Source organism: Agromyces kandeliae (assembly GCF_009674665.1).
Classification (GTDB): domain Bacteria; phylum Actinomycetota; class Actinomycetes; order Actinomycetales; family Microbacteriaceae; genus Agromyces; species Agromyces kandeliae.
The window spans coordinates 36,028-56,530 of record NZ_WKJD01000016.1; the positions used below are offsets into that span (position 1 = coordinate 36,028).

Sequence of the window (20,503 nt, forward strand, 5' to 3'; positions counted from 1 at the left end):
CGCCGACGTCGACGGGGCGAGCTCGTCGACGAACCCGTTCTCGTCGAACCGGTTGTCGTCTGAGGGCTGCGTCATCGCGGTCACCATGCTTCGCTTCTCTGGGGAGGGAAGCCTCAGGCTATCGGCCGGGCGAGGACGTGGTCATTGTCCGGAACGTCCAACTTCTCGCGATCGTTTCGCCATGATGTCGCCCAACGCGTGGACGACGTCGCCCGCTCAGGCCGGCGGATAGAGGTAGAGCGCCTCGCCGACCGGGATGGTCCGCACGTGGTACGAGTGATCGGAGTTCCAGTTGTACTCCTCGATCGTGACCGTGCCGTCGCCGTTGACCGCCTGCACGTACGCCACGTGGTTGTACGGGAACCACGCGACCGCGCCGACGACGGGCTCGCTGCTCGACGGCCAGCCCTTCGCCGCCCAGGCATCGGCCCACATCCATGCGCTGCCCGAGGCGAGGTTGCCCCAGTCCCACTTCCACGGCGCGCCCGTCACGCCCGCGTCGCGGTTCAGTCGCCAGGCCACGAAGTCGACGCACTCGCGGTAGTAGTAGCGCAGGGGCGACAAGCCGCCGCCGTAGTCGTCGGGCGTCTGGTTCCACCAGGGGTAGTCGTCGCCCTCGGCCCGCTGGGCCACGATCGCGTACTCGCCCGTGCCGCGCGAGGCGAGTTCGGCCTCCCAGGCCGCACGCTCCGCCTCCGCCGCCGCCGCGTCGATCTCCTCACGCGTCGTCACCGCGAAGGTGTCGCTGGAGACCGGCGCCCCGGCTGCGAGATCCGAGACCTCGAGCGCCTGCGCCTCGGCGACCGAGAGGCTGAACTTGGTCGGCGCGCCTCCCGGCAGGTGACCGCCCGGCAGGAACGCGTAGGCGGGAAGCGCCACGGTGCCGACGAGCGCCGGCACCAGGAGCACGGTGGCCGCGACGCGCATCGGACCGTTCCGTCGCGAGACCGGCCCCGAGGCGCGGGCGGCCGGCGACTGAGGCGGGGTCGCGGCGCGCCGGGCCGGCGCTCGTGAGGCTCCGCGACGTCGGCCGCTCGGCGGTGCGTCGACCGACGGGGGTGCAGCACCCCCCGCGGCGGCGGCGGCGATGGCCAGCGACGGCGAGCCCGCAGCAGGGGCGTCGACCGCCGAGGGGATGCCGGCGGGATCGGCGAGCGCAGCGGCCGGGACGGCGACGGCGTCGGGCGACGGGGCGCGGCGCGCACCCGGAGGCTGCGGAGCGAGTCGCTCGGCGGGGCGGGTGGCCCCGGGGGTGGGCATGGACCCGCGCGAACCAGATGCCGCTCCGCGGTCTTCCGGTCGGGTCGGACGGGCCGACGCCACGGTCTGAGCGGGCGTCGGCGCATACCCGGACGCTGACCTGCGGCCCGGAACGACGCCACCATCGGGTGCAGCGCGGCGGTCGGGCGCGGCATCGCGGCGGGGCGCGGGCGAGGGGAGGTCGGGGCGACCCGCGTGCGGCGGCACGGCGGCGGGCCGACCCCGTTCGCGGCGCCACTCGTCGACCTCGGGACGCACCGCGCCGGCCCGCTGCTCGGAGTTCCCGTCGCGCGACTCGTCTCGCGGCGGTCGCCATGCCGGCGGCACCCGCGGTGGCACGGGCCGTGACGACTCCGGACGACCCGACGGCATTCCCGTGACCGCTCCGGCATCGCGGAGCGCCGAACGCTCGCGCAGCGCGGACGCGTCTCGCTCGCCCGCCCCATCGGCCGGACGCTCGCGGTCGGCGCGACGGCCGGTCACGGGCGGGCGGGATGAGGCATCCGGGCGCGGCGCAGCGTCGTGGTACTCGGGCGACCAACCGGCGGACCCGTCCGCGGGCAGCGCGGAGTGGCGTCGGGGCCGCAGGCTCGGGGGCTGGCCGTGCGCGTCGTCACCGTACAAGGATCGTGTACCTCCGGTCCCGCGCCGGCTCGGGGGGAGGCGGAAGCGGGGGCGTTGCGGGTTCTCCGGAGCCGGGGGTGCTCCGGACTCGTACCACCCTAGGGCACGGTCCGAGCGCTTGTCACCGTGCGGCGCATCGGCGCGCCGAGGCGCGTGTCAGGCCGCTCGCTCGAGGTAGTCGCTCCACTGCGGGAGCGGCCGCTCGAACCCGCGCACCACCCACCCGCGACCGTGCGGCATGCGGGGCGTGATCCGCAGCGTCCAGCCCATCTCGGCGGGTGTGTGGTCGCCCTTGGAGTTGTTGCACCGCAGGCAGCACGCGACCAGGTTCTCCCACGTGTCGCGCCCGCCGCGCGATCGCGGCAGCACGTGGTCGATCGTCCCCGCGGACTTGCCGCAGTAGGCGCAGCGGTGCTCATCGCGCCGGAGCACGCCTCGGCGGCTCACCGGAACCTGGTGGACGCGCGGCGTCCGCACGTACCGGGTGAGCAGGATGACGCTGGGCCGGACCCATTCGCCGTTCGCACCGTGCACCGGGTTGCCCTCGTCGTGCAGGATCACGGTGGCCTTCTCGTTCATGACGAGCAGGAGGGCGCGCTTGAACGACACGACCGCGAGGGGTTCATATCCGGCGTTGAGCACGAGCGTGCGCATGGGGTGCCTCTCGATCGGTGCTGGATGGCTTCCAGCCGCGTGAAGGGAAGGACGATCCGGATGCCGCGGGGTGCGCAGAACCGCCCCGGAGACGCGAAACGGGCACCGTCATGAAGACAGTGCCCGTCGGCATCCCGGCGCGGTCGCGACTCGGCTGACTACTGCGCCGCTGGTCGTAGAGCACGCGCGCGCCCGCGGAATGGGTGCTGCTGCGTGGACCGACCATCGGACTTCCCCTACCCGGTATTCGGAATCGTCACGGTCAAGGCTACGACACGAATGGCGTGCCGGGTCCTCCCGGCACGCCATTCGTGTCACGCTTCATGCGCTGTTCACACGTCAGATCCGCACGATCCAGTAGTCGCTCGTCCAGATCGGCTGGACTCGGACGACCGTGCCCTCGTACGGGGCGTGGAGGATCATGCCGTTGCCGGCGTAGAAGCCGATGTGGCCGCTCATGACGACGAGGTCGCCGGGGACGGCCTGGGAGACGGGGATCTGCGTTCCGGCGGCACCCTGCGCGGAGGACGAGTGCGGGAGGCTGATGCCGAACTGGGCGTAGACGTACTGGACGAGGCCGGAGCAGTCGAAACCGGCCGGCGTCGCGCCGCCGTAGACGTAGGGGACGCCGAGGTACTGCTGCGCGACCGAGTAGACGCTGGCGGGATCCGCCGAGCCGTAGACGGCGGCGGGGGTGTACTCGCTCGCGGCGGCGGCATAGGAGGTCATCTGCTCGGCCGCGGCCTGGCGGGCGGCCTCTGCGGCGGCGGCGGCCTCCTCGGCGGCGCGCTGCGCCTCCTCGGCGGCCCGGATCTCCTCACCGGTGACGGCGTCGTAGCCGTCTTCGGAGATCGGCGCGGCGATGACGTCCTCGGCCACCTCGACGTCCTGCGGGGCCGCCTTGGTCAGCTGCGTCTGCGCCGTGGCGCCGAACTGGATGCCGTCGCTCCCCGGTGCGAACGCGTACGCGGGGATCGCGAGGGTGCCGACCAGGCCGGCGGCGACGGACATGACCATCACGTTCTTCGCGCTGCCGCGGCGGAGCCGGCGGCCGAGGGAGTCCTTCTGGAGCCTCGCCTCCACTGCGACGTCCGTCGCGGCCGCAGGAGCGGCCGGCGTCGCGCGACGCACGAGGGCGGTGCCGGTCCTGGGCTTGGGGGCGGTGATCGCGCCTGAACGGCGCCGGGGGAATCGAGCCAAAACGTGTCCTCCGCCCCACGATGCCGAAGCTCCGTCTCACCTGTGCGCTTGGGGGCGCGTCACGGGTATCGGGGCCGAGCGGTGAGCGCGGGAGGCGTCTCGACCCTGTTCCGTCGGCTGGCTTGTCGCCGGCGGACTCGATCGAGGATACGCGAGAGGTCGTCGATTGTCACATTTCGGTCACGGTGCGCCGGAATCGGCGATCCACGCCCCGTGCGACGGAGGGATTCGACGCCCTCGGGTCCCGGACGCCCCGACCACGGGCCGGAGCCGGGAATCAGTCCCCGATGAAGAGATGGCCGGCGAGCTCCGACGGCAGCTCGAGCGCATCGTCGCGACCCTCGACCGAGACCACGACGACGGCGCCCTCGCGGCGGAGCGAGACCCGTGTTCCGGGCAGCACGCCGGCCGCCTTCAGCCGACCGAGCAGCGCGGGCTCGAACTGCGCGGGCTCGGCGAGCCTGCGGATGACGCCGTCGGCCGAGCCGTCGCCCTCGTCGAGGGCCGTGAGGACGTTGCGCACGCCCTGCATGAACGGCGCCGCGGGCTCGACACCGAGCTCCTCCAGCCCCGGGATCGGGTTGCCGTAGGGCGAGTGCGTGGGCTGGCCGAGGATCTCGACGAGGCGGCGCTCGACGTGCTCGCTCATCACGTGCTCCCAGCGGCACGCCTCCTCGTGGACGTACTCCCAGTCGAGGCCGATCACGTCGGCGAGCAGGCGCTCGGCGAGACGGTGCTTGCGCATCACGTGCACGGCCTTCTGCCGCCCGTCGGCGGTGAGCTCGAGGTGGCGGTCGCCCGAGACTACGACGAGCCCGTCGCGCTCCATCCGCGCGACCGTCTGCGACACGGTGGGACCGGAGTGCCCGAGTCGCTCCGAGATGCGGGCACGGAGCGGCACGATGCCCTCCTCCTCGAGGTCGAGGATGGTGCGCAGGTACATCTCGGTCGTGTCGATGAGGTCGGTCAATTCGCTCCCCCTCGGCGGTCGGGCGCCTCGTGCATCAGAACAGACTACTGGCCGCGGCCGACATGCCGGCGAGCGGTGGAGGGTGGACGCGGCGAATGCCCGACCCCGCGTCATCCGCCGCCATGGCGAACGCGCCACGCCTAAGATCGGACCATGCCTGAGCTCGTGATCCCCTCGTCGCTCCTGCCCGCCGACGGCCGTTTCGGCTGCGGCCCGTCGAAGGTGCGGCCCGAGCAGCTCGCGCACCTCGCCGAGGTCGGCCCGCGCCTGCTCGGCACCTCGCACCGGCAGGCGCCGGTGAAGCAGCTCGTCGGCCGGGTGCGGCAGGGCATCGCCGACCTGTACTCGCTCCCGGACGGCTACGAGGTCGTCCTCGGCAACGGCGGCTCGACCGCGTTCTGGGATGCCGCGGCGTTCGGCCTCGTCGAGCGCCGCGCGCAGCTCTGCTCGTTCGGCGAGTTCGGCGCGAAGTTCGCCAAGGCCGCCGCCGCGCCGTGGCTCGAGGCGCCCGACGTCCGGAAGTCCGAGCCCGGCTCCCGTGTCGACGCCCTGCCGCTCGACGGCGTCGACGTCTACGGCTGGCCGCAGAACGAGACGTCGACGGGCGTCCAGGCGCCGGTCCGCCGAGTGGCCGGCGACGCGGGGGCACTGACCGTGATCGACGCCACGAGCGCCGCGGGCGGCGCCATCGCCGACCCGGCGGAGTTCGACGTGCTGTACTTCGCACCGCAGAAGAACTTCGCCTCCGACGGCGGTCTCTGGTTCGCGATCATGTCACCGGCCGCGATCGAGCGCATCGAGCGCATCGCGGCATCCGACCGCTACATCCCCGACTTCCTGTCGCTGAAGAGCGCGGTCGACAACTCGCGCCTCGACCAGACGCTCAACACGCCCGCGCTCGCCACGCTCCTGCTGCTCGAGAGCCAGCTCGAGTGGATGAACGCCTCGGGCGGACTCGCCTGGGCCGACGCGCGCACCCGGGAGTCGTCCGGCATCCTCTACGACTGGGCGGCACGGACCCCGGCGGCGACGCCGTTCGTCGCCGACCCGGAGTACCGTTCGCAGGTGGTCGTGACGATCGACTTCGACGAGTCGACGGATGCCGCGGCCCTCGCGAAGACGCTCCGCGCCAACGGCATCGTCGACACGGAGCCGTACCGCAAGCTCGGCCGGAACCAGCTCCGCGTCGCCACCTTCACCGCGATCGAGCCGGACGACGTGCGCGCGCTCACCGCGTCGCTGGACTGGGTGCTCGCGCAGAACGGATAGGGTGACGGCCATGCGGCTGTGGCTCTCCGAGTCCGAACGGCATCCCGACCCGGAGCCGGTCCGGGCGGACGCGCGCAAGGCGCTCCTCGCCGGAACCGTCGCGTGGGTCGTGGCGCTCGGCCTCGCCATGGGGTTCTCCGGCGCGCTGGCGGATGCCGGGTTCGGCTGGTTCGTCGCCGCGGCCGCGATCGGCGTCGTGCTCGGGGTCGTCGGACTCGTCGTCGTGCAGCTCCGCCGTCGACGGCACCGGCCGGACCCCGACGCCCCGCGCTGAGCGCCTCCCGGACGCGTCAGGCCGACCCGTCGGGGCGCTCCCGGTCGTCGGCGTCCGCTTCGCCTGCGGCGTCGGCGTCACCCTCGTCGTCGTCGTCCTCGTCGTCGGCGCCCTCGTCGTCGGCGCCCTCGTCGTCGGATGCGTCGAGCGCGTCGATGTCGATGCCGTCGAAGAGGTCGTCTCCGGCGTCCTCCTCGCCGAACTCGTCGTCGCCCTCGTCGGCATCGCCCTCGCCGTCGGCGTCGAGCTCCTCGTCGCCGTCGGATCCCCGGTCGCGGTCGAGCTCCTCGTCGGCGTCCGCGTCATCCTCGTCGTCGCCCTCGGCCGACTCCGCCTCCGCGGCGGCCGCGGCCTGGGCGGCGCGGTACTCCGCGAGCCGATCCGACCACGGCACCCACTCGGGCGCGAGGAGCGCCTGCTCGCCGGGCAGCAGCTCGGTCTCGAGCACGGTCGGGTCGGCGCCCTCGACGCGCGCGAGCGTGACCGACCAGTGCCAGCCCGGGTAGCCGGGCAGGTCGGCCGCGAAGTGAAGGGAGAGCACGTGCTCGCCCTCGGCGACGTGGCCGACCACGGAGCCCACCGACTGGGCCGCGGTGACCTCGAGCAGCGCGCCGCGCGCGAGGTCGACCGCGTCGAGCAGCACGTCGTCGGCGACGATCGGGCCGACCTCGTCGGCGACCGCACCGCGGTCGGATGCCTCGCTCGCCTCGCCCGCCTCGCCGGGGAACTCCGCGTCAGGCATCCAGCTCGTCCGCAACCTTGCGCAGGAGGGCCGCGATCTTCCGGCTGTGGGCGTTGTCGGGGTACCGGCCGCGCTTCAGGTTCGCGCCGATGCCGTCGAGGACCTTCACGAGGTCCTCGACGATGACCGCCATGTCGTCCGCCGGCTTGCGGTGCATCCGCGCGAGGCTCGGCGGCGCGTCGAGCACGCGCACCGAGAGCGCCTGCGCGCCGCGCTTGCCCTGGGCGATCCCGAACTCCAGCCGGGTGCCCGAGCGCACGGTCGCGCCGGCGGGAAGTGCCGAGGCGTGGAGGAAGACCTCCTGGCCGTCATCGCCGCTGATGAAGCCGAACCCCTTCTCCTCGTCGTAGAACTTGACCTTGCCGGTGGGCATCGATGGAACTCCCGCTGTCTCGGTGGGCGCGCCGGAAACCGCGGCGACGTCGGCCCCCAGTCTACGGTCCGGCACCCGCCGGGACGGCCGTGGGGCCTATTCTGGGACCGTGAGCAATCAGGGCCCGATCACCGACCATCGTCTCGAGCGCATCCTCGCCTACATGGTCGCCGCGACCGTCGGGCTCTCGATCATCGCCTTCTTCGCGGTCATGATCGGCACGCTCTCCGGAGTCGGCGCCGACGACGGCTTCAGCGAGGGGATCTGGCCGTTCGTGCTCGTGCTGCCGCTCATCGGATTGCCCATCGGCTTCGTCCTCCTGATCGCGCTGCTCATCGTCAACGGCGTGCGCCGCTCTCGGGAGTCCCGACAGGGCACGGACTGACTGCCATGCTGGTGCTCGCCGCGAGCCTCCGCGCGATCCCGCGCGAGCGGCTCGCGGCCGCGCTGGCGGTGCGCGAACTCGATCACTCGAGCGTCCGGGACCTCTTCGACCTGGCCGAGGCACTGACCGCGACCGACTCCATCGATCACGCCGTCGATCGTCTCGAGCGCCCATCGCTCGCCCTGCTCGCCGCCGCGGCGGCGACCTCCGACGACGCCGGTTGGACCGACCTCGACCGCCTGGCCGACGAACTGCGCGGGCTCGGGGCCGACGACCTCGCCGACGCACTGGCCGCGGATCCCGCCCCGGTGCTCGAGCGCCTCGAGGCGAGGCTCCTGCTGCTGCGCGACGGAGAGCGCATCCACGTGCCGACCGAGATCGCCGCACGGCTGCAGTCTCGGCTCGACGACGACCTGCCGAGCCTCGAATCCCTCGCGGGGCACGCGCCGCCGGTGGCCGTGCCCGGTGATCGTCCCGACACCGGCCTGCTCGATCGACGGGCCGCCGAGACGGCGCACGGCACCGTCGCCGCGACCGCCGAGCTGCTGTCGGGGCTCGCCGTGCAGCCGGCCCGCGAGCTCGCCAAGGGCGGTTTCGCGCTGCCCGATGCGAAGCGCCTCGCCGAGGCCGCAGGGGTCGAGCTCGACGAGTTCCCCCGACTCGTGCGCCGTGCGATCGAGGCCGGGCTCATCGTCCGCGACGGCCCGGTCTGGCTCGAGTCCGACGCGGGCGCCGAGTGGATCATGCTCGGCACGGGCTCCCGGTGGACCCGGCTCGCGGAGGCCTGGCGCGCACGCATCCCCGCGCCGCTGCGCGACCTGGTCGTCCGCCGCAGCGAGGCGCTGAGCTCCTCGTCCATCCGGGACGACGTGGCCTGGTACTACCCCGGCGGCGGCGCCTGGCTCCGGGACGGCATGGACCGGCTCCTCGAGGATGCCGAGGCACTCGGCCTCGCGGTCGCCGGCGAACCGCTCGAGACGGCATCGCTCGTGCTCTCGGGCGACCTGGCCGGTGCCGCAGGGCGCCTCTCCCGCCACTTCCCGAAGCAGGTCGACAAGGTCTACGTCCAGCACGACCTCACGATCGTCTCCCCCGGCCCGCTCGAACCCTCCCTCGACGCACGGCTCCGGGCGTTCGCGGAGGTCGAGGGTCGCGACCTCGCGTCGAGCTACCGCGTGACCGCGGCATCCGTCAACCGCGCGCTCGCGGCCGGCGACAGCGAGGAGGGCATCCGCGCCTTCCTCGAGGAGATCTCCCTGACGGGGATCCCGCAGCCGCTCGCCTACCTCCTGAGCGAGTCGGCGGCGCGGTTCGGGGCCGTCCGGGTCGGTGCGGCCGACGCGTCGGAGGCCCCCGCGCGCGCGTCCGTGCGTTCCGACGACCCGCAGCTGATCGGCACCCTCCTCGTCGACCAGTCCCTCTCGTCGCTCGGACTCCGACAGGACGGCGCGCACCGCCTGCTGTCGCGGTTCCCTCCCGACGTGGTCTTCTGGGGACTGAGCGACGCACGCTATCCGGTCGCCGCGGAGGATGCGGAGGGACGGATCGTGCGCCTCCGACGGCACCACGTCGGGCACGCGCCGACGCCGGCTCCGCGCACCGATCCGCTCGAGGCACTGCTCGACCGTCTCGCCGAAGCCGACGCCGAGGGCGGCACCGAACAGGCCTGGCTCGCGAGACAGCTCGAAGCGGCGGCGCGCGCGAAGGAGACGCTGACGGTCACCGTCCGGATGCCCGGCGGCGACACGGCCGACTACCTCCTCGCCCCGGCGAGCGTCGCGAACGGCCGGCTCCGGGCCCGGGACCGCAAGTCCGACATCGAGCGGACACTGCCGATCTCCGCGATCGCCTCGGTCGCACCGGCACCCGCCGGCAGCTGACCGCCGCGAGCGCACGTTCCGGGTCGTCGCGGTCGAGGCATCCGTCGCCCTCGGAGCCGACCCCGGCAAACCCGGGATAGACTGGTCCGCTATGTCAGACGGCCCCCTGATCGTCCAGAGCGATCGCACCGTGCTCCTCGAGGTGGCGAACCCGCTCGCCGAGGACGCGCGGCACGACCTCGCCATCTTCGCCGAGCTCGAGCGTGCGCCCGAGCACATCCACACGTACCGCATCACGCGGCTCGGCCTGTGGAACGCACGCGCGGCGGGCCACACGGCCGACGACATGCTGGGCACGCTCGAGCGCTACGCGAAGTTCCCGGTGCCGCAGACGGTCGCCGTCGACATGCGCGAGACCGTCGACCGATACGGCCGCCTCGTGGTCGACCGCACCGACGACGGCGCGCTGCGGCTCCGCAGCGACGACCTGGCGGTGCTCACCGAGGTCGCGGGCGCGAAGCGCATCGCGCCGCTGCTCACCGAGCGGGTGGACGACACGAGCTTCCTCGTCGAGGCTTGGGCGCGCGGCGCGCTGAAGCAGGAGCTCGTGAAGCTCGGGTGGCCCGCCGAGGACCTCGCGGGCTACACGCCCGGCACGCCGCACGAGATCGACCTCGAACAGGACGACTGGCACCTGCGCGACTACCAGCAGAAGGCCGTCGACAACTTCTTCGAGGGCGGCTCGGGCGTCGTCGTGCTCCCCTGCGGTGCGGGCAAGACCCTCGTCGGCGCGGGCGCCATGGCGACCGCGAAGACCACGACGCTCATCCTCGTCACGAACACCGTCTCGGCACGCCAGTGGCGCGACGAGCTGCTGCGCCGCACGAGCCTCACCGCCGAGGAGATCGGCGAGTACTCAGGCCAGACCAAGGAGGTCAAGCCGGTCACGATCGCGACCTACCAGATCCTCACCGCCAAGCGGAAGGGCGAGTACGCGCACCTCGCGCTCCTCGACGCGCTCGACTGGGGGCTCGTGGTCTACGACGAGGTGCACCTGCTTCCCGCGCCCGTCTTCAAGCTCACCGCCGAGCTGCAGGCGCGGCGCCGGCTGGGGCTCACCGCGACGCTCGTCCGCGAGGACGGCCGCGAAGGCGACGTGTTCTCGCTGATCGGCCCCAAGCGGTTCGACGCGCCGTGGAAGGAGATCGAGGCGCAGGGCTTCATCTCCCCCGCCGCCTGCTACGAGGTGCGCATCGACCTGCCGCAGTCCGAGCGGCTCGCCTACGCGGCATCCGCCGACGACGAGCGCTACCGCCTCGCCGCGACCGCGCCCGCGAAGCTCGGAGTCGTCAAGGAACTCGTGGCCAAGCACGCCGGTGAGCGCATCCTCGTGATCGGCCAGTACCTCGACCAGATCGACGAGCTCGCCGAGACGCTCGGCGCGCCGCAGCTGACGGGCGCCACGCCGGTCGACGAGCGCGAGCGGCTCTTCCAGGAGTTCCGCGACGGACGGACAACGGTGCTGGTGGTGTCGAAGGTCGCGAACTTCTCGGTGGACCTCCCCGAAGCCACGGTCGCGATCCAGGTGTCGGGCTCCTTCGGTTCGCGTCAGGAGGAGGCCCAGCGCCTCGGCCGCCTGCTCCGCCCCAAGGAGTCGGGTCTCTCGGCGAACTTCTACACGCTCGTCGCGCGCGACACGGTCGACCAGGACTTCGCGCTGAACCGCCAGCGGTTCCTCGCCGAGCAGGGCTACAGCTACACGATCCTCGACGCGCACGCCCTCGCGGCCGCCTGAGTCGCGGTCAGGCGGATGCCTCCGCACGGCGCCGCGCGCGGCGCAGCCGTTCACCGACCCACCAGGCGAGCCGGTCGAGGGCCATCACGACGAGCCCGAGCACCGCGATGTAGGCCACGACCCGGAGCATCTCGAGCAGCGATCCGAAGGGGCCGAGGGCGTCGGTGTCGAGGAACGGGTACGGGAACCGGTCGGGCACCTCGGGCAGGGCGAGCGCGCGCCACAGGAAGACGAGCCCGTAGGCGGCGGGGTAGACGAGCCACCACGCGGCATCCCGCCATCGCACGACGCGGTGCGGGCCGAACGCGACCCAGTCCACGAGGACCATGAGCGGCACGACGTAGTGCATGGCGAAGATCGCGCGATTCGCGAGCTCGTCCGTCGGGTCGGCGACGAAGAGGCCGGGGATCGGGTTCTCGAAGTGGTTGAGCAGGACATGCGAGACGACCATGGTCGTGAGGATCCAGGTGGTCACGCCGCCCCGCAGCACGGGCGCCGGCGCCGCCGCGGTTCCGCGACGCGCCATCCAGTACAGCGCGCCGGCGAAGTAGGCGAAGACGATCACGTTGCTCTGGGTGGTGAAGTACGCCAGCCGTCGCTCGCCGGCGACGAGGCCCCACAGCACGACGAGCACGATCGCCACGCGCCACCAGAACGCCGGACTCGCCCAGACGTTCACGCGCAGGGCCTCGTCCGGGCACTGCTGCTCCCGGGTCCGATCGGCGGCGTCGACGCTCACCCCATCACCTCTCCTGGTCGAACGAGCGGGCGGATCGCGCGCCGCACGCAGAGGCTAGGCGGCGCCATCCGATCGTGTCAATGCGTCCCCCGGCTCGGGAGGCTCAGCCTCGTGCGTATCGCAGGAAGAGCATGCGCTCGCCCGGGATGGCGTGCACCAGTCGCATCGTCCGCGGCTGCTCCTCGGCCGAGCCCGAGATCCGCGGAGCCGCGCCGCCGACGAGCACCGGGCTGAGCGTCACGCACAGCTCGTCGACCAGGTCCGCCTCGGCGAGGGCGCCGAGCAGGCCCGGTCCGCCCTCCGAGAGGATCGAGCGCATGCCGCGCCGCCCGAGTTCGGCCATGGCGCCCGCGAGGTCGACGCGGCGATCGCCCGCGACGACCACGTCGGCGACCCGGGCGAGCGCGCCGCGCCGGTCGCGCGGTGCCGCCTCGCTCGTGACCACGATCGGCCGCGCGACCGCGTCGGCGAAGAACGGATGCCCCGGCTCGAGCCCGAGCCGCGACGACACGACCGCGAAGCGCGGCTGCGGGTCCCGACCGCGCGCGGCGCGCCACGAGGCATCCGACTCGATGACCGCCGCACCTCCGTAGCCCTCGGCGCGGACCGTGCCCGACCCGACGAGCACCACGTCGGCGTGCGAGCGCAGCACCGACATCAGCCGCTGGTCCTCGGGGTCGCCGAGCCCGCCGCTGCGGCCGCCGAGGCTCGCCGCGCCGTCGAGGCTCTCGATCATGTTGACCCGGCAGAAGACGGCGTCCGGGCCGCCGCCGGAGTCGACGACGTCGACCGCGTACGCGGCGTGCATCCGATCCGCGTCGAACGGCGCGCGGTCGGCCCCCGTGATCCCGGAGCTCACTGCGGACCGCCCGACTGCAGGTTGTGCTCGAGGAAGGCCGGCTCGCGCCATCCCTCGATCGCCTCGACCATCCGGACCGCGTCGACGGTCTCGCGCACGTTGTGGACCCGGACGATGCGGGCGCCCCGCCCGATGCAGTAGACCGCGGCGGCGAGGGAACCGGCGAGCCGATCGCGACGGTCCCGGCGCCCGAGGCTCTCGCCCACGAAGTCCTTGTTGGAGAGCGCGACGAGCAACGGAGGCCCGACCGCGGCGATCTCGTCGAGGCGCCTGGTGAGCTCGAGCGAGTGCAGGGTGTTCTTGTTCAGGTCGTGCCCCGGATCGATCACGATGCGCTCCTCGGGCAGTCCGTGCGCGCGAGCGAGGTCGATCCGATCGCGCAGGAACGCGGCGACCTCCGCGACGACGTCTCCGTACCGGGGCATGGGGTGCGGCGTCCGCGGCGCGGCGAGGCTGTGGGTGATCACGATCGTCGCGTCGCTGTCGGCGACGACGTCGGCCATGGCGGGGTCGTGGATCCCGGTCGTGTCGTTGATCACGTGCGCGCCGGCCGCGATGGCCCTGCGGGCGACTTCGGGGTGGAAGGTGTCGACCGAGACGACGGCACCCGATCCGGCGAGCGCCGCGACCACGGGAACGACGCGATCCGCCTCCTCGTCGACCGGGATGGGCGGTCCGGGCGCGAACTTCGCGCCGCCGACGTCGATCCAGTCGGCGCCGTCGGCCACCGCCGCGTGCGCGGCCTCGACGGCGCGGTCGAGTGCGAAGGTCGCCCCCCGGTCGTAGAACGAGTCGGGTGTGCGGTTCACGATCGCCATGACCGCGACCTGACTGGCGAAGTCGAACTCGCGCGGGCCGATGCGCCGGAGCATGCCGCTCACGCGGCGGCGCCGATCCCGGCGAGCGGCACCTCGACGTCGGCGAGCACGGCCGGATCGACCGGCACGCGCGTGCGGATCAGCCGTTGCACCTCGTCGTTCACGTCCCACACGTTCACGTTCATCCCGGCGACGACGCGCCCGTCGAGGACCCAGAAGGCGATGCACTCGCGTGCGGCGAGGTCGCCGCGCACGACGAGATCCGCCCGGTCGGCGAGCTCGCCGTAGCCCGAGTACTCCATGCCGAGGTCGTACTGGTCGGTGTAGAAGTACGGGATCTCGTCGTACTCCACCTCCTCGCCCGCGAGCACGCGCCCGACCGCGCGCCCGCTCGCGTCGGCATTGGCCCAGTGCTCGACGCGCAACCGGTGGCCGAGGGTCGGGTTGAGCACGTTCGCGACGTCGCCGGCGGCGTAGACGCCGTCCGCGCTCGTGCGGAACGCGGCGTCCGTCACGATGCCGTCGTCGACCGTGAGGCGAGCGGATGCCGCGAGCTCGACGTTCGGCGTCGCGCCGATGCCGACGACGACGAGGTCGGCCGGCACCTCCTCGCCCGTCGAGAGCACGACGCCCCGCACGCGACCGCGCTCCCCGTCGATGGCCGAGACCGCGACCCCGTCGCGCACGTCGGCGCCGTGCTCCCGGTGCAGGTCGGCGAACATGCCGCCGAGCTCGCGCCCGACGGCGCCGACGAGGGGCGCCTCGCCGCGTCCGAGCACTGTGACGGCGTCGCCGTAGCCGCGTGCGGCGGCGGCCACCTCGAGGCCGATCCAGCTCGAGCCGATGACGACGACGCGCCGGTCGCCTCGTCGGAGCGCCGTCCGCAGGCGGGTGGCGTCGGGCAGGGTCCGCAGCACGTGGACCCCCCGGAGGCCCGCACCTGGGCCCTCGAACCGCCGGGGCGAGGACCCGGTCGCGAGGAGCAGCCGGTCCCATCCGAGGTCGCCCGCGTCGGTCGCGAGGGTGCGCGCGTCGGGGTCGAGCTCGGTGGCGCGCACCCCGAGGCGCAGGTCGACGCCGTGGTCGCGGTACCACGCGGCATCCAGCGGGTAGATCGCACCGGACGGTTCGTCGCCGGCGAGGTACCCCTTCGAGAGCGGCGGCCGTTCGTACGGCCTCCGCCGCTCCTCGGTCACCACCACGATCTCGTCATCGACCCCGTGCTCGCGCATCGATTCGACCGCGCGCGCCGCGGTCAGGCCGCCACCGACGACCACCACCCGTTCGCGTGCCATGTCGCGAGTCTTGCACGGCCGCCCGCGAGCGTCGAAGGCTCAGGGCATCCGCTCGCACCGCGTTCGAGCAATTCCCAGCCAAGTTCCAGCCCACGCGCAGCAGAATCGTTGCATGAGCGACGGACCACGCATCCTCATCGTCGACGACGAGCCCAACATCCGCGACCTGCTGACGACGAGCCTCCGGTTCGCCGGCTTCGCGGTGCGCGCCGTGGCCAACGGCGCGCAGACCATCTCGGCCGTGCTCGAGGAGGAGCCCGACCTGATCATCCTCGACGTCATGCTGCCCGACATGAACGGCTTCGGCGTCACCAAGCGGTTGCGGTCGGCCGGCTACACGGCGCCGATCCTCTTCCTCACTGCGAAGGACGACACGGAGGACAAGATCACGGGCCTCACGGTCGGCGGCGACGACTACGTCACGAAGCCGTTCAGCCTCGATGAGATCGTCGCGCGCATCCGCGCCATCCTGCGCCGTACGATGCACGCCGAGGAGGACGCGGTGATCCGCACCGGCGAGCTCACCATGGACCAGGACACGCACGAGGTGCTCGTCGGCGACACGCCCGTCGAGCTCTCCCCCACCGAGTTCAAGTTGCTGCGGTACCTGATGCTGAACCCCAACCGGGTGCTGTCGAAGGCGCAGATCCTCGACCACGTGTGGGAGTACGACTTCAACGGCGACGCGGGCATCGTCGAGAGCTACATCTCGTACCTCCGTCGCAAGCTCGACCAGCACTCCTCGGAGCCGCTCATCCAGACCAAGCGCGGCTTCGGGTACATGCTGAAGTCGAGGTCCTAGTACAGGCCCGGTACAGGGAGGATCCGTAGACTCGGCCCGCCATGCACCAGACCCTCGCCGACCGTTGGAGCCGGATCTCGCTCCGCACCAAGATCACGGGCGTCACCGTCCTCATGCTGACGCTCGGCCTCCTGGTCTCCGGAATCGGAACGGCGGCGATGCTCAGGTCGTACGTGGAGTCGCAGCTCGAGACGAAGCTCGAGTCGATCGCGTCGAGCAAGATCTCCGAGTACCTCACGCGCGGCGACGGGGGGACGGCCTCCGACGGCGGGGCGTTCGACTTCAACGCCTCCGATGACGTCTTCGTCGCGATCTACGACGCGAACTCGGGCACGTTCCTCGCGCACAACTGGGGCACGCGCGACCCGGGCGTGTTCCCCCTCATCCCCAAGCAGCTCACGCAGGCCGACGTCTACTCGCAGAACGCGGGCGGCGGCTACCGCGTGTTCTCGCTCCCCGACGCCAACGGCGACCTGACGTTCCGCGGCGTCTACGCGGTCATGTACGCCGACGACCAGGGCAACCTCGCGCCGATCCTCATCGCGATCTCGTCGCAGGACACCGAGCGGCTGCTCGCGGCGTACCTCACGATCTTCCTCGGGTTCGGCATCGGCGTCGTGCTCGTCGGCGCGCTCCTGACGCGGATGCTCGTCACGACGACGTTCACGCCGCTGCGCGAGGTGGAGGCCACGGCGGCCGCCATCGCCGACGGCGACTTCAGCCAGCGTCTCGGAGGAGCGACGCCGAACACGGAGGTCGGGCGACTGAACCGCTCGCTGAACACGATGCTGAACCGCATCGACCGGGCGTTCCGGGATCGCGCGCGGACGATCGACCAGATGCGGCGATTCGTGGGGGATGCCTCGCACGAGCTCCGCACGCCGCTGGTCTCCGTGCGCGGGTACGCCGAGCTGTACCGAATGGGCGCCCTGCAGAACCCGGAGGACGTGGCCCAGGCGATGGATCGCATCGAGAAGGAGGCCGTGAGGATGGGCGGCCTCGTCGAGGACCTCCTCGCGCTGGCGCGCCTGGACGAGGCGAAGCCGCTCGACCTGGCCGAGGTCGACCTCGTGCCCCTCGCGCGCGACGCCGCGCTCGACGCCATGGCGGCGAACCCCGGACGCACCGTGACCGTGATCGCGCCCGAGGCGATCGCGACCGGGTCGACCGAGGTCGTCTCGGCAGATGTCGAGGTCGACCTCGACTCGGCCGCCACGCGATCGTCGGGCCCCATGGCGTTCGCGGGAGCCACGCTCGCCCGCCTGCGCGGCCGGAGGGCGAACGACCAGGCGGACGAGGACGGCGCCCCGGCCCGCTCGAGCCGCCGTGGAGGTCGCACCACGACGGCGGCGCGATCGGGCCGTGGCGGCTCGGTGCGCGCCGCGGCGACGGTCGACGCCGATGCAGTCGGCGACGGCCGTGACCTGGGGTCCGGCCCTGCCGCAGCGTCGGCGGAGGTCGTGCCGGTGCGCCGGGCGATCGTGCTCGCCGAGGAGAACAAGGTCCGCCAGGTGATCACGAACCTGATGGGCAACGCGATCCGCTTCACGCCGGTCGAGAGCCCCATCGAGATCCGCATCTCGGTCGACGACGACGCCGAGCGGGCGCTCCTCGAGATCGTCGACCACGGCGAGGGCATCCCACCCCAGATCCGCGAGAAGATCTTCCAGCGATTCTGGCGCGCCGACACCTCGCGCACGCGCGAGACGGGCGGATCGGGCCTGGGCCTCGCGATCGTGTCCTCCATCGTCTCGGCGCACAACGGTCACGTCGACGTCGTCGAGACGCCCGGCGGCGGCGCGACCTTCCGCGTGTCGCTCCCCCTCGCCGGCTCTGGCGCAGCCCCCCAGCGGGTCTCCCACTCCTGAGCCTCGCCGCACTCGCGGACTCGTCCTCCACACGACCGCGGACGTGGCCGCGCCCCGGCGTGGAGGCCGGAGCCCCTCCGATCGGGTGACGACAGCGTACGGTCGCGTCCATCACGAACCGGAGGGATGACCATGACGAGGTACCAGGTCGACAGCGAGCAGGTGCACGCGGCGACGCAGAGCATGCAGGGCACGATCGGGCGGATCCAGTCCGAGGTGGCCGCACTGCTGGCCCAGCTCACGGGGCTGCAGGCCTCGTGGTCGGGTCAGGCGTCGTCCGCGTTCCAGGCCGCCGTGGCCGACTGGCGACTGACGCAGCAGCACGTCGAGCACAGCCTCGCGGGCCTGAACCAGGCACTCGGCGCAGCCGCGATGCAGTACGCCGACGCCGAACAGGCGAACGCCCGCCTGTTCGTGCGCTGACCGCGGTGCTCGGGCCCGAGCGGTCCTCGCCCCGCACGACGAAGGGCGCCTCCCGGAGGAGGCGCCCTTCGCGCGTCGGTGCGGCTGCTGCCGCGGTGCGGACCCGAGGGTCCGCGAGGGACTAGAAGTCCATGCCGCCCGTCGGGTCGGCGGGAACCGGCGCAGCCTTCTCCGGCTTGTCGGCGACGACGGCCTCGGTGGTGAGGAAGAGGCCGGCGATCGACGCGGCGTTCTGCAGCGCCGAGCGGGTCACCTTGGCGGGGTCGATGATGCCCTGCGCGAGGAGGTCGCCGTACTCGCCGGTCGCGGCGTTGAGGCCGTGGCCCGCGGGGAGCTCCGAGACCTTGTTCGCGACGACGCCCGGCTCGAGGCCGGCGTTGAGGGCGATCTGCTTGAGCGGAGCCTCGATCGCGACCTTGACGATGTTCGCGCCGGTCGCCTCGTCGCCCGAGAGCTCGAGCTTGCCGAAGGCGACCTTGCCGGCCTGGATGAGCGCCACGCCGCCACCGGCGACGATGCCCTCCTCGACGGCGGCCTTCGCGTTGCGGACGGCGTCCTCGATGCGGTGCTTGCGCTCCTTGAGCTCGACCTCGGTGGCCGCGCCCGCCTTGATGACGGCGACGCCGCCGGCGAGCTTCGCGAGGCGCTCCTGGAGCTTCTCGCGGTCGTAGTCCGAGTCGGTGTTGTCGATCTCCGAGCGGATCTGGGCGACGCGGCCCGCGATCTGGTCGGGGTCGCCAGCGCCCTCGACGATGGTGGTCTCGTCCTTGGTGATGACGACCTTGCGCGCCTGGCCGAGCAGGTCGAGGGTGGCGTTCTCGAGCTTGAGGCCGACCTCCTCGGAGATGACCTGGCCGCCGGTGAGGATCGCGATGTCCTGGAGCTGGGCCTTGCGGCGGTCGCCGAAGCCCGGCGCCTTGACGGCGACCGACTTGAAGATGCCGCGGATCTTGTTCACGACGAGCGTGGCCAGGGCCTCGCCGTCGACGTCCTCGGCGATGATCAGGAGCTGCTTGCCCGACTGGATCACCTTGTCGACGATCGGGAGCAGGTCCTTGATGTTCGAGATCTTCTGGTTGGCGATGAGGATGTACGGGTCCTCGAAGACCGCCTCCTGGCGCTCCGGGTCGGTGACGAAGTACGCCGACAGGTAGCCCTTGTCGAAGCGCATGCCCTCGGTCAGCTCGAGCTCGGTGCCGAAGGTGTTCGACTCCTCGACGGTGACGACGCCCTCCTTGCCGACCTTGTCGATCGCCTCGGCGATGATCTCGCCGATCTGCGGGTCGGCGGCCGAGATGGACGCGGTCGCGGCGATCTCGTCCTTGGTCTCGACCTCCTTGGCGGTGGCGAGGAGCTCCTCGGAGACGGCCGAGACGGCCTTCTCGATGCCGCGCTTGAGCGAGATGGGGTCGGCGCCTGCCGCGACGTTCCGGAGGCCCTCGCGGACGAGCGCCTGGGCGAGCACGACCGAGGTCGTGGTTCCGTCGCCGGCGACGTCGTCGGTCTTCTTCGCGACCTCCTTGACGAGCTCCGCACCGATCTTCTCGTACGGGTCGTCGAGCTCGATCTCCTTGGCGATCGACACGCCGTCGTTCGTGATGGTGGGGGCGCCCCACTTCTTCTCGAGCACGACGTTGCGGCCGCGCGGGCCGAGGGTCACCTTGACCGCGTCGGCGAGCGTGTTGAGGCCACGCTCGAGGCCACGGCGGGCCTCCTCATCGAAAGCAATGATCTTTGCCATGTGTGTCTCTCGTCCCTTCCCGGACGTCTAAGAACCGTGGGTTAGCACTCGAATCGACTGAGTGCTAAACCGATTCTGGCACTCGCATGCGTCGAGTGCAAGCGAGGCGACGCCCGGCCCGGGCACGCGGACATGCGGAAGCGCCGCCGGGGGCATCCGGCGGCGCTTCCGAAGAATCGAACTCAGGCGGGGCGGACCGCCTCGGCCTGCGGGCCCTTCGAGCCCGAGCCCACCTCGAAGGTCACCTGCTGACCCTCTTCGAGGACCTTGTAGCCGGCCATGTCGATGGCGGAGTAGTGGACGAAGACGTCCTGCCCCCCGCCGTCGACGGTGATGAATCCGTATCCCTTTTCAGCGTTGAACCACTTCACGGTTCCGTTCGCCATGCGTTGCTCCCATGTTGCCGTGTGTATCGAAGTCAGCACGTGCCTTCGGCTGTACCGGGCCGTCGTCGTGCCGACGTCGACGACGGGGACCGGCGTCGGGTGCTCACACGGGTGTTCGAGCGGCCGTTTCTAGATACTCACGGGGTGGCGGCCCCGCACAAGGGCTCCGGCGCCGCGAATGGTCGCAGAATGGCAACGATTCGCCG

Annotated in this window: 20 protein-coding genes; 8 read left to right on the forward strand and 12 right to left on the reverse strand. The window is 72.1% G+C overall.

What is annotated here, in order from left to right; translation table 11 throughout:
* Positions 1-216: 216 nt before the first annotated feature.
* From GJR97_RS10355 to GJR97_RS10370, 4 genes are all read right to left on the reverse strand, one after another.
* On the reverse strand, positions 217-927 hold the full coding sequence (locus tag GJR97_RS10355) for a CHAP domain-containing protein (RefSeq protein WP_195760671.1): 711 nt from the start codon (positions 925-927) through the stop codon (positions 217-219).
* A 1,113-nt stretch (positions 928-2,040) separates the two neighbouring features.
* Positions 2,041-2,538 (reverse strand): HNH endonuclease, encoded by a 498-nt coding sequence (locus GJR97_RS10360; protein WP_129235496.1) that lies wholly within the window; start codon positions 2,536-2,538, stop codon positions 2,041-2,043.
* A 339-nt stretch (positions 2,539-2,877) separates the two neighbouring features.
* Positions 2,878-3,738, reverse strand: a complete 861-nt coding sequence (locus GJR97_RS17880; RefSeq protein WP_229276219.1) for a C40 family peptidase — start codon at positions 3,736-3,738, stop codon at positions 2,878-2,880.
* Positions 3,739-4,015: 277 nt separating this feature from the next.
* Positions 4,016-4,708 carry a metal-dependent transcriptional regulator gene (locus tag GJR97_RS10370; RefSeq protein WP_154346422.1) on the reverse strand — a complete coding sequence of 231 codons (693 nt, stop codon included), beginning with the start codon at positions 4,706-4,708 and terminating at the stop codon, positions 4,016-4,018.
* 153 nt (positions 4,709-4,861) lie between these two features.
* Between GJR97_RS10370 and serC the strand changes: the two genes are divergently transcribed.
* Positions 4,862-5,977, forward strand: a complete 1,116-nt coding sequence (gene serC / locus GJR97_RS10375) for a phosphoserine transaminase (protein WP_154346423.1) — start codon at positions 4,862-4,864, stop codon at positions 5,975-5,977.
* A 10-nt stretch (positions 5,978-5,987) separates the two neighbouring features.
* On the forward strand, positions 5,988-6,251 hold the full coding sequence (locus GJR97_RS10380) for a DUF2530 domain-containing protein (protein ID WP_154346424.1): 264 nt from the start codon (positions 5,988-5,990) through the stop codon (positions 6,249-6,251).
* Between the two features lie 16 nt (positions 6,252-6,267).
* Here GJR97_RS10380 and GJR97_RS10385 read toward each other — a convergent pair whose 3' ends face one another.
* A complete protein-coding gene (locus tag GJR97_RS10385; protein WP_154346425.1) occupies positions 6,268-6,993 on the reverse strand; it encodes a DUF3027 domain-containing protein in 726 nt (241 codons plus the stop codon).
* A complete protein-coding gene (locus GJR97_RS10390; protein ID WP_129234506.1) occupies positions 6,986-7,366 on the reverse strand; it encodes a cold-shock protein in 381 nt (126 codons plus the stop codon). The genes GJR97_RS10385 and GJR97_RS10390 overlap by 8 nt, the downstream gene beginning before the upstream one ends.
* 109 nt (positions 7,367-7,475) lie before the next feature.
* On the opposite strand from GJR97_RS10390, the gene GJR97_RS10395 reads away from it, so the two are divergent.
* The 3 genes from GJR97_RS10395 to GJR97_RS10405 all read left to right on the forward strand — a co-directional run bounded on the left by GJR97_RS10395 (position 7,476) and on the right by GJR97_RS10405 (position 11,366).
* Complete coding sequence (locus GJR97_RS10395; RefSeq protein WP_242492281.1) at positions 7,476-7,751, forward strand: hypothetical protein; 276 nt, start codon at positions 7,476-7,478, stop codon at positions 7,749-7,751.
* A 5-nt stretch (positions 7,752-7,756) separates the two neighbouring features.
* Complete coding sequence (locus GJR97_RS10400) at positions 7,757-9,631, forward strand: helicase-associated domain-containing protein (protein WP_154346426.1); 1,875 nt, start codon at positions 7,757-7,759, stop codon at positions 9,629-9,631.
* 91 nt (positions 9,632-9,722) lie between these two features.
* Complete coding sequence (locus GJR97_RS10405) at positions 9,723-11,366, forward strand: DNA repair helicase XPB (protein ID WP_154346427.1); 1,644 nt, start codon at positions 9,723-9,725, stop codon at positions 11,364-11,366.
* A 7-nt stretch (positions 11,367-11,373) separates the two neighbouring features.
* On the opposite strand, the gene GJR97_RS10410 is transcribed toward GJR97_RS10405, so the two are convergent.
* The 4 genes from GJR97_RS10410 to GJR97_RS10425 all read right to left on the reverse strand — a co-directional run bounded on the left by GJR97_RS10410 (position 11,374) and on the right by GJR97_RS10425 (position 15,077).
* Positions 11,374-12,105 carry a Pr6Pr family membrane protein gene (locus GJR97_RS10410; RefSeq protein ID WP_324613386.1) on the reverse strand — a complete coding sequence of 244 codons (732 nt, stop codon included), beginning with the start codon at positions 12,103-12,105 and terminating at the stop codon, positions 11,374-11,376.
* A 103-nt stretch (positions 12,106-12,208) separates the two neighbouring features.
* Positions 12,209-12,964 (reverse strand): pyrimidine reductase family protein, encoded by a 756-nt coding sequence (locus tag GJR97_RS10415; RefSeq protein ID WP_324613387.1) that lies wholly within the window; start codon positions 12,962-12,964, stop codon positions 12,209-12,211.
* Positions 12,961-13,836 (reverse strand): dihydropteroate synthase, encoded by an 876-nt coding sequence (gene folP / locus GJR97_RS10420; protein ID WP_154346901.1) that lies wholly within the window; start codon positions 13,834-13,836, stop codon positions 12,961-12,963. Before folP ends, GJR97_RS10415 begins: the two co-directional genes overlap by 4 nt.
* Before the next feature lie 5 nt (positions 13,837-13,841).
* Positions 13,842-15,077 carry an NAD(P)/FAD-dependent oxidoreductase gene (locus GJR97_RS10425; RefSeq protein ID WP_154346428.1) on the reverse strand — a complete coding sequence of 412 codons (1,236 nt, stop codon included), beginning with the start codon at positions 15,075-15,077 and terminating at the stop codon, positions 13,842-13,844.
* A 112-nt stretch (positions 15,078-15,189) separates the two neighbouring features.
* Between GJR97_RS10425 and GJR97_RS10430 the strand changes: the two genes are divergently transcribed.
* The 3 genes from GJR97_RS10430 to GJR97_RS10440 all read left to right on the forward strand — a co-directional run bounded on the left by GJR97_RS10430 (position 15,190) and on the right by GJR97_RS10440 (position 18,170).
* The gene (locus GJR97_RS10430) at positions 15,190-15,879 is read left to right on the forward strand and encodes a response regulator transcription factor (RefSeq protein WP_154346429.1); all 690 of its coding nucleotides are present in this window, start codon (positions 15,190-15,192) and stop codon (positions 15,877-15,879) included.
* Positions 15,880-15,920: 41 nt separating this feature from the next.
* Positions 15,921-17,747 (forward strand): sensor histidine kinase, encoded by a 1,827-nt coding sequence (locus GJR97_RS10435; RefSeq protein WP_154346430.1) that lies wholly within the window; start codon positions 15,921-15,923, stop codon positions 17,745-17,747.
* A gap of 132 nt (positions 17,748-17,879) precedes the next feature.
* Positions 17,880-18,170: a WXG100 family type VII secretion target gene (locus GJR97_RS10440; protein ID WP_154346431.1), complete on the forward strand. Its 291-nt coding sequence runs from the start codon at positions 17,880-17,882 to the stop codon at positions 18,168-18,170.
* 121 nt (positions 18,171-18,291) lie between these two features.
* Here the strand turns inward: GJR97_RS10440 and groL are convergent, their stop codons facing one another.
* Positions 18,292-19,911, reverse strand: coding sequence for a chaperonin GroEL (gene groL / locus GJR97_RS10445; protein WP_154346432.1), 1,620 nt, complete (start codon positions 19,909-19,911; stop codon positions 18,292-18,294).
* A gap of 182 nt (positions 19,912-20,093) precedes the next feature.
* Positions 20,094-20,297, reverse strand: a complete 204-nt coding sequence (locus tag GJR97_RS10450) for a cold-shock protein (RefSeq protein ID WP_067948690.1) — start codon at positions 20,295-20,297, stop codon at positions 20,094-20,096.
* Positions 20,298-20,503: the final 206 nt, after the last annotated feature.